The 12,402-nt window shown below is 63.6% G+C and carries 12 protein-coding genes; 11 read left to right on the top strand and 1 reads right to left on the bottom strand.

All coding sequences use genetic code 11. The annotated features are described in order from the left end of the window. Positions 1-24: 24 nt before the first annotated feature. Entirely contained in the window at positions 25-717 is a 693-nt protein-coding gene (locus M2396_RS19345) for an alpha/beta family hydrolase (RefSeq protein ID WP_259077323.1), read from the bottom strand. 49 nt (positions 718-766) lie between these two features. Here M2396_RS19345 and ccoN (M2396_RS19350) point away from each other — a divergent pair, with 49 nt between their 5' ends. The 11 genes from ccoN (M2396_RS19350) (at position 767) to M2396_RS19400 (ending at position 12,396) form a co-directional block, all read left to right on the top strand. Then, positions 767-2,191 carry a cytochrome-c oxidase, cbb3-type subunit I gene (ccoN, locus tag M2396_RS19350; RefSeq protein WP_101318077.1) on the top strand — a complete coding sequence of 475 codons (1,425 nt, stop codon included), beginning with the start codon at positions 767-769 and terminating at the stop codon, positions 2,189-2,191. A gap of 13 nt (positions 2,192-2,204) precedes the next feature. Beyond that, complete coding sequence (gene ccoO, locus M2396_RS19355; protein ID WP_101318075.1) at positions 2,205-2,813, top strand: cytochrome-c oxidase, cbb3-type subunit II; 609 nt, start codon at positions 2,205-2,207, stop codon at positions 2,811-2,813. Between the two features lie 9 nt (positions 2,814-2,822). Next, the gene (locus tag M2396_RS19360) at positions 2,823-3,014 is read left to right on the top strand and encodes a cbb3-type cytochrome c oxidase subunit 3 (RefSeq protein ID WP_101322973.1); all 192 of its coding nucleotides are present in this window, start codon (positions 2,823-2,825) and stop codon (positions 3,012-3,014) included. After that, positions 3,011-3,952: a cytochrome-c oxidase, cbb3-type subunit III gene (ccoP, locus tag M2396_RS19365; protein WP_101318073.1), complete on the top strand. Its 942-nt coding sequence runs from the start codon at positions 3,011-3,013 to the stop codon at positions 3,950-3,952. The genes M2396_RS19360 and ccoP (M2396_RS19365) overlap by 4 nt, the downstream gene beginning before the upstream one ends. Before the next feature lie 422 nt (positions 3,953-4,374). After that, complete coding sequence (gene ccoN / locus M2396_RS19370; protein WP_103436733.1) at positions 4,375-5,817, top strand: cytochrome-c oxidase, cbb3-type subunit I; 1,443 nt, start codon at positions 4,375-4,377, stop codon at positions 5,815-5,817. Beyond that, positions 5,817-6,425, top strand: a complete 609-nt coding sequence (gene ccoO, locus M2396_RS19375) for a cytochrome-c oxidase, cbb3-type subunit II (RefSeq protein WP_101318069.1) — start codon at positions 5,817-5,819, stop codon at positions 6,423-6,425. Before ccoN (M2396_RS19370) ends, ccoO (M2396_RS19375) begins: the two co-directional genes overlap by 1 nt. 5 nt (positions 6,426-6,430) lie before the next feature. Further along, a complete protein-coding gene (locus M2396_RS19380; protein ID WP_101318067.1) occupies positions 6,431-6,628 on the top strand; it encodes a cbb3-type cytochrome c oxidase subunit 3 in 198 nt (65 codons plus the stop codon). After that, on the top strand, positions 6,625-7,605 hold the full coding sequence (gene ccoP, locus M2396_RS19385) for a cytochrome-c oxidase, cbb3-type subunit III (protein WP_259077330.1): 981 nt from the start codon (positions 6,625-6,627) through the stop codon (positions 7,603-7,605). Before M2396_RS19380 ends, ccoP (M2396_RS19385) begins: the two co-directional genes overlap by 4 nt. 223 nt (positions 7,606-7,828) lie before the next feature. Beyond that, positions 7,829-9,244 carry a cytochrome c oxidase accessory protein CcoG gene (ccoG, locus tag M2396_RS19390; RefSeq protein ID WP_101318063.1) on the top strand — a complete coding sequence of 472 codons (1,416 nt, stop codon included), beginning with the start codon at positions 7,829-7,831 and terminating at the stop codon, positions 9,242-9,244. A gap of 12 nt (positions 9,245-9,256) precedes the next feature. Next, entirely contained in the window at positions 9,257-9,781 is a 525-nt protein-coding gene (locus M2396_RS19395) for a FixH family protein (protein ID WP_101318061.1), read from the top strand. Positions 9,782-9,933: 152 nt separating this feature from the next. Beyond that, entirely contained in the window at positions 9,934-12,396 is a 2,463-nt protein-coding gene (locus tag M2396_RS19400; RefSeq protein ID WP_259077337.1) for a heavy metal translocating P-type ATPase, read from the top strand. Positions 12,397-12,402: the final 6 nt, after the last annotated feature.

The raw sequence follows: 12,402 nt of genomic DNA on the forward strand, positions 1-12,402 counted from the left end.
GCGCGGCGCCTGCTGAGTTGCTGCTCAGCGCTGGATGAAGCGGGCAACCCGTTCTGCGGTGGTTTGCAGGTGCTGCTCATGGGTGAAGCCCGACGCTTTCAGCGGCTTGAGATCATGATCCGCCGCCGCCAGCCAGCACAGTTCGATGGCTGGCGACAGCTGGTAGCCCGCGACCGTTTCTCGGTTGCCCAGGGCATCGCGCTCGCCTTGCACAATCAAGGTCGGTGTCTGCAGTTCCGCCAAATGCGCGACCCGCGGCTTTTCCGGCTTGCCCGCTGCGTAGAACGGATATCCCAGGCACACCAGTGCATCCACCTGCAGTTCATCGGCCAGCAAACTGGCCATGCGCCCGCCCATTGACTTGCCGCCAATCGCCAGCGGCCCTGTGACCAATGGTCGCACCTGTTGATACACCTCGCGCCAGCATTCAAGCAAAACCTTCTGCGGGTTAGGTGGCCGCCTGCCGCCTGTTGCGCGCCGTTCGCCCATGTACGGAAACTCGAAGCGCAGCAGCGCCAGCCCTTGCCCTGTCAGCCTTTGCGCCATGTCGTTCATGAACCCGCTGTCCATCGGTGCGCCAGCACCGTGGGCCAGGATCAAACACCCCACATAACCCTGCTCGCCACCGGCTTGCGGCAAATCGCAGCGCAAGCCTGAAACATTTGTCACTTGCGCCCATTGATCCCCGTCAATACCGGCATTTTGCCCATCTCTCATTCTTGCCTCGCTGTTTAGTCTGCCTATAACCGTGGATGGGAACCCATACATGAACACAACACCCAGAACCGCCTACAACTACAAGGTGGTCCGCCAATTCGCCATTATGACGGTGGTGTGGGGAATCGTCGGGATGGGGCTCGGCGTTTTCATCGCTGCCCAACTCGCCTGGCCTGCCCTCAACTTCGACCTGCCGTGGACCAGCTTTGGCCGCCTACGACCGCTGCACACCAACGCAGTGATCTTCGCCTTCGGCGGCTGCGCGCTGTTTGCCACCTCGTATTACTCGGTGCAGCGCACCTGCCAGACCACCCTGTTCGCGCCGCGCCTGGCGGCATTCTCGTTCTGGGGCTGGCAACTGGTGATCGTGCTCGCCGCGATCAGCCTGCCGCTGGGCTACACCAGCTCCAAGGAATACGCCGAGCTGGAATGGCCGATCGACATCCTGATCACCATTGTCTGGGTGGCCTACGCGATCGTGTTCTTCGGTACGCTGATCAAGCGCACCACCAAGCACATCTATGTGGGTAACTGGTTCTTCGGTGCGTTCATCCTCACCGTGGCGCTGCTGCACATCGTCAACAACCTTGAAATCCCGGTCAGCCTGACCAAGTCCTACTCGGTGTATGCCGGCGCAACCGACGCCATGGTGCAGTGGTGGTACGGCCACAACGCGGTGGGCTTCTTCCTGACCGCAGGCTTCCTCGGCATGATGTACTACTACGTGCCCAAGCAGGCCGAACGCCCGGTGTATTCCTATCGGCTGTCGATCGTGCACTTCTGGGCACTGATCACCCTGTACATCTGGGCCGGCCCGCACCACCTGCACTACACCGCCCTGCCTGACTGGGCGCAGTCGCTGGGCATGGTCATGTCGCTGATTCTGCTCGCGCCAAGCTGGGGCGGCATGATCAACGGCATGATGACCCTGTCGGGCGCCTGGCACAAACTGCGCAGCGACCCGATTCTGCGCTTCCTCGTGGTGTCGCTGGCGTTCTACGGCATGTCGACCTTCGAAGGGCCGATGATGGCGATCAAGACCGTCAACGCCTTGTCGCACTACACCGACTGGACCATCGGCCACGTCCATGCCGGCGCGCTTGGTTGGGTAGCGATGATTTCCATCGGTGCGCTGTACCACACCATCCCGAAAATCTGGGGCAAAGAGCGCATGTACAGCATTGGCTTGATCAATGCGCACTTCTGGCTGGCGACCATCGGCACCGTGTTGTACATCGCCTCGATGTGGGTCAACGGCATCGCCCAGGGCCTGATGTGGCGCGCGGTCAACGCCGACGGCACCCTCACCTACTCGTTCGTCGAAACCCTGGTGGCCAGCCACCCAGGCTTCATCGTGCGCTTCGTCGGTGGTGCGATCTTCCTCAGCGGCATGTTCCTGATGGCCTGGAACACCTGGCGCACGGTGCGCGCACCGGATGCAGCCGCCGCCCCTGCGAACGCCCAGTTGGCCTGAGGAGAGTTGCCTGATGAAACATGAAGTCATCGAGAAAAACGTCGGCCTGCTGGCGGTGTTGATGGTGTTGGCCGTCAGTATCGGCGGCCTGACCCAGATCGTCCCGCTGTTCTTCCAGGACGTCACCAACAAGCCGGTCGAAGGCATGAAGCCGTACACCGCGCTGCAGCTGGAAGGCCGCGATATCTATATCCGCGAAGGCTGCGTCGGTTGCCACTCGCAGATGATCCGGCCGTTCCGCGCCGAGACCGAGCGCTACGGGCACTACTCGGTCGCCGGCGAGAGCGTCTGGGACCACCCGTTCCTGTGGGGCTCCAAGCGCACCGGGCCGGACCTTGCCCGAGTCGGCGGGCGCTACTCGGACGACTGGCACCGCGCGCATCTGTACAACCCGCGCAACGTCGTCCCCGAGTCGAAGATGCCGTCCTACCCATGGCTGGTCGCCGACCAGGTCGACAACAGCCACACCGAGACCAAGATGCGCGCCCTGCGCACCCTCGGCGTGCCTTACACCGACGCGGATATCGCCGGTGCCCGTGACGCCGTCAAGGGCCATACCGAGATGGACGCGCTGGTCGCCTACCTGCAGGTGCTCGGCACTGCGATCAAGAACAAGAGGTAAGCAATGGAACTGTCAATTGACATCGGCATGATCCGCGGCCTCGGCACCCTGGTGGTGATGATCGCCTTCATCGGCCTGAGCCTGTGGGTGTTCAACCGTCGCCGTGACCGTGATTTCGCCGAAGCGCGCCTGCTGCCCTTCGACGATGACCGCCTGCCCCCTGCCGGGCAGGAGCCTGCAATGAGGAGTAACGGGCAATGACCACCTTCTGGAGTACGTACATCAGCGTACTGACCATCGGCAGCCTGATCGGCCTGACCTGGCTGCTGCTCAGCACCCGCAAGGGCCAGAGCAAGGACACCACCGACCAGACCATGGGCCACAGCTTCGATGGCATCGAGGAGTACGACAACCCGCTGCCCAAGTGGTGGTTCTGGCTGTTCGTCGGCACCCTCGCCTTCGGCGTCGGTTACCTGATCCTGTACCCAGGCCTGGGCAACTGGAAGGGCATCCTGCCGGGCTATGAGAATGGCTGGACCCAGGTCGATGAATGGCAGCGCGAGATGGACAAGGCCGACGCCCGCTTCGGGCCGATCTTCGCCAAGTTTGCCGCCATGCCGGTGGAAGAAGTGGCCAAGGACCCGCAAGCGCTGAAAATGGGCGGTCGCCTGTTCGCCTCGAACTGCTCGGTGTGCCACGGCTCGGACGCCAAAGGTGCCTACGGCTTCCCCAACCTGACCGACAGCGACTGGCGCTGGGGCGGCGACCCGGAAACCATCAAGGCCTCGATCATGAACGGCCGCCACGGCGTCATGCCGGGCTGGGCGGAGGTGATCGGTGAACAGGGCGTGGCGGATGTGGCAGCGTTCGTGCTGACCAACATGGACGGCCGCAAGCTGCCTGAAGGGGTCAAGGCTGATCCAGCCAAAGGCCAGCAGATCTTCGCCAGCAACTGCGTCGCCTGCCACGGACCGGAAGGCAAAGGCACGCCAGTGATGGGCGCACCTGACCTGACCCATCCACAGGCGTTCATCTATGGTTCCAGCTTCGCCCAGTTGCAGCAGACCATTCGCTACGGCCGCCAGGGCCAGATGCCAGCCCAGGCTGACATTCAGGGCCACGACAAGGTCCACCTGCTGGCAGCCTACGTGTACAGCCTGTCGCAACCGCAACCGGCGCAGACCGTGACCGCCAAGTGACACCCTCGGGGCCGTTTCACGGCCCCGGCTTCCCCGCTTCTCCCCACCGCTCACCTCGCTTGCACCCCCTCCGAACACAACTAAGCTTGATGCCAAGGCGGCAACGCCCTACTCGCACGTCCCATAGCGCCTGACGCCGGGCCGACTTTGGGCGGTTCAAGCTACGGCTTTGGAAGGGTATCCGACCTACCCAGACAGGCCCGAAAAAGCCTGACCAATCGATCAGAAAAAGTCGAGAAACGGTACACATAACAAATATTTATTTGTGTACAATCATCCAGACCCAAGCGCTGCGGGACGGCAGCATGCAGGGTTTGGACACGGGTCGGCGCGAGGAGCCTTGCGTTGCCATACCCCCAGGGGTTACCGATACTGGCGCCGATTTTCAACCAACAAGAATATTCAAACCGTGGAACCTTAGAATGAGCACAGCAATCAGTCCGACTGCTTATAACTATAAGGTCGTCCGCCAGTTCGCCATCATGACGGTGGTCTGGGGGATCCTTGGCATGGGGCTCGGGGTGTTCATCGCCTCGCAACTGGTCTGGCCGCAACTGAACCTCGACCTGCCCTGGACCAGCTTCGGCCGCCTGCGCCCGCTGCACACCAACCTGGTGATCTTCGCCTTCGGTGGCTGTGCGCTGTTTGGCACCTCGTATTACGTGGTCCAGCGCACCTGCCAGACGCGGTTGATTTCCGATAGCCTGGCGGCGTTCACCTTCTGGGGTTGGCAGGCGGTCATCGTCAGCGCCTTGATCACCTTGCCGCTGGGTTACACCACCACCAAGGAATATGCCGAGCTTGAATGGCCAATCGCGATTCTGCTGGCGATTGTCTGGGTCACCTACGGCGTGGTGTTCTTCGGCACCATCGTCAAGCGCAAGACCAAGCACATCTATGTCGGCAACTGGTTCTACGGCGCCTTCATCGTCGTCACCGCGATGCTGCACATCGTCAACCACATCTCGCTGCCGGTCAGCCTGTTCAAGTCGTACTCGGCCTACGCCGGTGCGACCGACGCGATGATCCAGTGGTGGTACGGGCACAACGCGGTGGGCTTCTTCCTGACCACGGGCTTCCTCGGCATGATGTATTACTTCGTGCCCAAGCAGGCCGAGCGGCCGATCTACTCGTACCGCTTGTCGATCGTGCACTTCTGGGCGCTGATCACCCTGTACATCTGGGCCGGCCCGCACCATTTGCACTATACCGCCCTGCCCGACTGGGCGCAGTCGCTGGGCATGGTCATGTCGATCATCCTCCTGGCGCCGAGCTGGGGCGGCATGATCAACGGCATGATGACGCTGTCCGGGGCCTGGCACAAACTGCGCACCGACCCGATCCTGCGCTTCCTCGTGGTGTCGCTGGCGTTCTACGGTATGTCGACCTTCGAAGGGCCGATGATGGCGATCAAGACGGTCAACTCGCTGTCGCACTACACCGACTGGACCATCGGCCACGTACACGCCGGCGCGCTCGGCTGGGTGGCGATGATCTCGATCGGCGCCATCTACCACATGATTCCCAAGCTCTACGGCCGGGCGCAGATGCACAGCGTCGGCCTGATCAACGCGCACTTCTGGCTGGCCACTATCGGCACCGTGCTGTACATCGCCTCGATGTGGGTCAACGGCATTACCCAGGGCCTGATGTGGCGTGCGATCAACGATGACGGCACCCTCACCTATTCGTTCGTCGAGGCGCTGCAGGCCAGCCACCCGGGCTATATCGTCCGCGCAGTGGGCGGTGCGTTCTTCGCCTCGGGGATGTTGCTGATGGCCTACAACGTGCTGCGCACTGTACGTGCAGCGGATGCCACAGAAGCTGAAGCCGCCGCCAAGATCGTCGTTGTGGGAGCGCACTGATGAAGCATGAAGCAGTCGAGAAGAACATCGGCCTGTTGGCCTTCTTCATGGTCATTGCCGTCAGCATCGGTGGCCTGACCCAGATCGTCCCGCTGTTTTTCCAGGACGTCACCAACAAGCCGGTCGAAGGCATGAAGCCGCGCACCGCGCTGGAGCTGGAAGGCCGCGATATCTATATCCGCGAAGGCTGCGTCGGCTGCCACTCGCAGATGATCCGGCCATTCCGCGCCGAAACCGAGCGCTACGGGCACTACTCGGTGGCCGGCGAAAGTGTCTGGGACCACCCGTTCCTGTGGGGCTCCAAGCGCACTGGGCCGGACCTGGCCAGGGTCGGCGGGCGTTACTCGGATGACTGGCACCGCGCGCACCTGTACAACCCGCGCAACGTCGTGCCCGAGTCGAAGATGCCGTCCTACCCGTGGCTGGTCGAGCACAAGCTCGATGGCAAGGACACCGCGAAAAAGCTCGAAGTGCTGCGCACCCTGGGCGTGCCGTACACCGATGCCGACATCGCCGGCGCTGCCGACGCGGTCAGGGGCAAGACCGAGATGGACGCGCTGGTGGCGTACCTGCAAGGCCTTGGCACCATCATCAAAAGCAAACGGTGACGCTGATGGATATCGGAATGATCCGCGGCCTGGGCACCGTGGTGGTACTGGTGGCGTTCGTCGGCCTCGCCCTGTGGGTGTTCAGCCCACGGCGCAAGCGCGACTTCGACGAGGCCACGCAACTGCCTTTTGCTGATGACCCCGAAGCCAGCCAGCACGTCGAGCAAGCGCAAGCAAAAGCGTCTAGGAGCAAACAACAATGACTACCTTCTGGAGCCTGTACGTCAGCGTGCTGACACTGGGCACGATCTTCGCCCTCACCTGGCTGCTGCTGTCGACCCGCAAGGGCCAGCGCGAGGACATCACCGACGAGACCGTCGGCCACGCCTTCGACGGTATCGAGGAATACGACAACCCGCTGCCCAAATGGTGGTTCTGGCTGTTTGTCGGCACCATCATCTTTGCCCTTGGTTACCTGGTGCTATACCCAGGCCTGGGCAACTGGAAAGGCATCCTGCCAGGCTACAGCTACCTCGATAACGACAAGCAGACCGAGTTCAGCAACGGTGAGGCGGGCTGGACCGGCGTGCACGAGTGGGAAAAGGAAATGGCCAAGGCCAATGCCCGCTTCGGGCCGATCTATGCCAAGTTTGCCGCGATGCCGATCGAGGAAGTCGCCAAGGACCCGCAGGCGCTGAAAATGGGTGGCCGGTTGTTCGCCTCCAACTGTTCGGTGTGCCACGGTTCCGACGCCAAGGGCGCCTATGGCTTCCCCAACCTGACCGACAGCGACTGGCGCTGGGGCGGCGAGCCGGAGACGATCAAGGCCTCGATCATGAACGGCCGCCACGGCGTGATGCCGGCCTGGGCCGAGGTGCTCGGCGAGCAAGGTGTGGCTGATGTGGCCGCCTTTGTCCTGACCAACCTGGACGGGCGCAAGCTGCCCGAGGGCATCAAGGCAGACCCTGCCAACGGCCAGAAACTGTTCGCCACCAACTGCGTCGCCTGCCACGGGCCCGAGGCCAAGGGTACGCCGGCCATGGGCGCACCTGACCTGACCCATCCGCAGGCGTTCATCTACGGCTCAAGCTTCGCCCAGTTGCAGCAGACCATCCGCTACGGCCGTCAGGGCCAGATGCCGGCCCAGGCCGAGTTGCAAGGCAATGACAAGGTGCACCTGCTGGCCGCCTATGTGTACAGCCTGTCGCAGCAGGATGCCGCCGAGCCTGCCAAGCCGTAATCCAGCCAGGTCAGCCGAGGCGTTTGCACCTCGGCTGACCTGGATCAATTGACAATCGCACCTACACCATTTCACAGGCAAACCCAACGCGACATAACGTCGCAGCACGGTCCGACCTCGCCAGCACAGGCGTATCATAGGCCGCAGAGCGTCAGCACCAGGCGCACGACCGCGGCCGGCATGCACTGGCCGCGGCACTTCTCCACTGCCGTGGGACTCGATGATGAGCAAGCACATTCCGGTACATGACGTGACCCCGCCTGCCAACAAGGGAAAGGATTCCGTCGACCTCTATGCCTCCCGTGCCAAGATCTACACCCGCGCCTTCACCGGCGTGTTCCGCAGGCTGCGCATGGTCGGCGGCGCGCTGCTGTTCCTGCTCTACTTTGGCACCGTGTGGCTGAACTGGGGCGGCCACCAGGCTGTCTGGTGGAACCTGCCCGAGCGTAAGTTCTACATCTTCGGCACCACCATCTGGCCGCAGGATTTCATTCTGCTGTCGGGCATTCTGATCGTCGCCGCCTTCGGCCTGTTTTTCATCACCGTGTTCGCCGGGCGCATCTGGTGCGGCTACACCTGCCCGCAGAGCGTGTGGACCTGGGTGTTCATGTGGTGCGAGAAAATCACCGAGGGTGACCGCAATCAGCGCATGAAGCTCGACAAGGCGCCAATGAGCGCCAACAAGCTCGCTCGCAAGACCGCCAAGCACAGCCTGTGGCTGCTGATCGGTTTCGTCACCGGGGTGACCTTTGTCGGTTACTTCTCGCCGATCCGCGAACTGCTCGTGGAATTCTTCACCGGCGAAGCCGATGGCTGGGCCTACTTCTGGGTCGGCTTCTTCACCTTGGCCACCTACGGCAATGCCGGTTGGCTGCGTGAACAGGTGTGCATCTACATGTGCCCGTATGCGCGCTTCCAGAGCGTGATGTTCGACAAGGACACCCTGATCGTCTCGTATGACCCGCGCCGCGGCGAACTGCGCGGCCCGCGCAAGAAAGACGCCGACTACAAGGCGCAAGGCCTGGGCGACTGCATCGACTGCACCATGTGCGTGCAGGTGTGCCCGACCGGCATCGACATCCGTGACGGCCTGCAGGTCGAGTGCATCGGCTGCGCTGCCTGCATCGACGCCTGCGACACCATCATGGACAAGATGAACTACCCACGCGGCCTGGTCAGCTACACCACCGAACACAACCTGTCCGGGCAAAAGACACACATGGTGCGGCCGCGCCTGATCGGTTATGCAGTAGTCCTGCTGGTGATGATCGGCGCCCTGGCCACGGCCTTCGCTACCCGTTCGCTGGTGGGGTTCGATGTCAGCAAGGACCGCGTGCTGTACCGCGAAAACGCCCAGGGGCGGATCGAGAACGTGTACAGCCTCAAAGTCATGAACAAGGACCAGCGCGATCACGTCTACGTGCTCGAGGCCAGCGGCCTGCCAGACCTGCAACTGCAAGGCCGGCGCGAGATCCGTGTCGAGGCCGGTGATATCGTCAGCCTGCCGGTGCAGCTGTCGGTGGCCCCCGAGCAGTTGCCGTCGACCACCAACGAAGTCATCTTCACCCTCAAGGACGCCGACGACAACGGCACCCAGGTTGAAGCCAAGAGCCGTTTCATCGGCCCGCAAATTCGCTAAGGAACCCGCTCCATGCCTGCTACTGCCGCCAGCCCCTGGTACAAGCACCTCTGGCCCTGGATCCTCATCGGCATCCTCACCACCTCAGTGTGTCTGAGCCTGACCATGGTCAGCATTGCCGTGCGCAACCCAGACAACCTGGTCAACGACAACTACTACGAGGCCGGCAAAGGCATCAACCGCTCGCTCGACCGCGAACTGCTGGCGCAGACTCTCAACCTCAAGGCCAGCGTGCTCCTCGATGAGCTGACCGGCGAGGTCGAGCTGCGTCTGAGCGGCAACAGCGACCCGCAGACGTTGGAACTCAACCTGATCTCGCCGACCCAGCCGGACAAGGACCGCAAAGTCCAGTTGGCGCGCAGTGAAGCGGGCCGCTATGTTGGCCAACTGGACGACAAGGTCGAGGGCCGGCGCTTTGTCGAGCTGCTGGGCAGCCAGGATGGCCACATCTGGCGCTTGTTCGAGGAAGAGAAGGTCGAGCACGGCGTAACCCTCCAGCTCGGCGATGAAGCCATCCAGGGCGCCGAGCACCTGTAGGAGCGGCCTTGTGTCGCGAAAGGTCAGCGAAGCTGGCCCGGCAATTGTGGCCGCGGCATGAATCCTGGGGCCGCTTCGCCACCCTTTCGCGACACAAGGCCGCTCCTACGGGAATGCGTGCAACTTTGCGGTTTTTGTAAGGCCATGATGTGATGACTCAGCCCAACCCGTGCTACCACTGCGCCCTGCCGGTCCCTGCCGGCAGCCGCTTCAACGCCAAGGTGTTGGGCGAGCTGCGCGCATTCTGCTGCCCCGGTTGCCAGGCCGTTGCCGAATCCATCGTCGCTGGCGGCCTTGAGCACTACTACCAGCACCGCAGCGAAACCAGCGCCAACCCAGAGGCCCTGCCCCAGCAGTTGCAGGACGAACTGGCGCTGTACGACCGCAACGATGTTCAGCAAGGCTTCGTCCGCCATGACCATGGCCATGCCGAAGCGGTGCTGATGATCGAAGGCATCAGTTGCGCCGCTTGCGGCTGGCTGATCGAGAAACACCTGCGCAATGTGCCAGGCGTGGCCGACGCCCGCCTGAACCTGTCCAACCACCGCCTGCTGCTGAGCTGGGACGACCTGCAACTGCCGTTGTCGAAGCTGATGGCCGAGCTGCGCCAGATTGGCTACGCCGCCCACCCGTATCAGCCCGACCAGGCCGCCGAGCAGCTTGCGCGGGAGAACCGCAGCGCCCTGCGCCGCCTCGGTGTGGCCGGGCTGTTGTGGTTCCAGGCGATGATGGCGACCATGGCCACCTGGCCGGAATTCAACATCGACCTCAGCCCCGAGTTGCACACCATTCTGCGTTGGGTTGCGCTGTTTCTGACCACGCCGATCGTGTTCTACAGCTGTGCGCCGTTTTTCAAAGGCGCCGCGCGCGACCTGCGCACCCGCCACCTGACCATGGATGTGTCGGTGTCGCTGGCCATCGCCCTGGCCTACTGCGCCGGTATCTGGACGGCGATCACCGGGAGTGGCGAGCTGTACTTCGACACGGTCGGCATGTTTGCCCTGTTTCTGCTGACTGGCCGTTACCTTGAACGCCGCGCCCGCGAGCGCACGGCGGCGGCCACTGCGCAACTGGTCAACCTGCTGCCGGCCTCGTGCTTGCGCCTGGACAGCGGGGGGCGCAGCGAGCGTATTCTGCTGGCCGAACTCAACTGCGGCGATCGGGTGCAGGTGCTGCCCGGCGCGGTGATCCCGGCGGACGGGCGGATTGTCGAGGGCCGTTCGAGCATCGACGAGTCATTGCTCACCGGCGAGTACCTGCCGCTGGCGCGCAGCCCGGGCGATCACGTCACCGGCGGCACCTTGAACATCGAAAGCACGCTGAGCGTCGAGGTCCAAGCGCTGGGCCAGGCCACGCGCTTGTCCGCCATCGTCCGGCTGCTGGAACGCGCCCAGTCCGAAAAGCCGCGCCTGGCGCAGATCGCCGACCGCGCCTCGCAGTGGTTCTTGTTATTCACGCTGTTGGCCGCAGTCGCCATCGGCCTGCTCTGGTGGCAACTGGACCCGAGCCGGGCATTCTGGATCGTGCTGGCGATGCTGGTCGCCACCTGCCCCTGCGCCCTGTCGCTGGCCACGCCGACCGCGCTGACCACCGCCACCGGCACCCTGCACAAGCTTGGCCTGCTGGTGACCCGCGGGCATGTGCTGGAAGGCCTCAACCAGATCGACACGGTGATCTTCGACAAGACCGGCACGCTCACCGAAGGCCGCCTGACCCTGCGCAGCATTCGCCCTTTGGGCACGCTGGGCAGCGACCAGTGCCTGGCCCTCGCCGCCGCCCTGGAAAACCGCTCGGAGCACCCGATCGCGCGTGCCTTCGGCCGCAGCACGCGGCCCGCCGAAGAAGTGCAGAACGTGCCCGGGCTGGGCCTGGAAGGCCAACTCGACGGCCAGCACCTGCGCATCGGCCAAGCCAGTTTCGTCTGTGCCCTGAGCGGCAGCGAGCCACCGCTGCTGCCCGAGCCGCGTGGCCAGTGGCTGCTGCTCGGCGATGCACACGGCCCGCTGGCCTGGTTTGGCCTGGACGACCGCCTGCGCGATGACGCCCAGGGTTTGCTCGACGCCTGCAAGGCGCGCGGGTGGCAGACCTTGCTGCTGTCAGGCGACAGCTCGCCGATGGTCGCTGAGGTGGCCGCGCAACTGGGCATCGATGAGGCGGTTGGCGGCCTGCGCCCCGACGACAAGCTGGCCCGCCTGCGCGCCTTGCAGGCCGCAGGGCGCAAGGTGTTGATGCTCGGTGATGGGGTCAATGACGTGCCCGTGCTGGCTGCAGCGGACATCAGCATTGCCATGGGCTCGGCTACTGACCTGGCAAAAACCAGCGCCGATGCGGTGCTGTTGTCCAACCGCCTGCAAGCGCTGGCCCAGGCGCTGCTGCTGGCACGCCGCACGCGGCGGATAATCGTCGAGAACCTGGCCTGGGCAACCTTGTACAATGGCCTGATGTTGCCGTTCGCGGCGCTGGGCTGGATCACCCCCGTGTGGGCCGCCATCGGCATGTCGGTCAGCTCGCTGGTGGTGGTGCTCAATGCCCTGCGCCTGACCCGCCTGCCCGACCCCGCGCCCGCCAGCACGGCCCGCGTCGAGGCGGGTGCCGGCGCGACCATCCTTCACTGAGCGATA

The organism is Pseudomonas sp. BIGb0278, assembly GCF_024809895.1.
Lineage (GTDB): Bacteria > Pseudomonadota > Gammaproteobacteria > Pseudomonadales > Pseudomonadaceae > Aquipseudomonas > Aquipseudomonas shirazensis.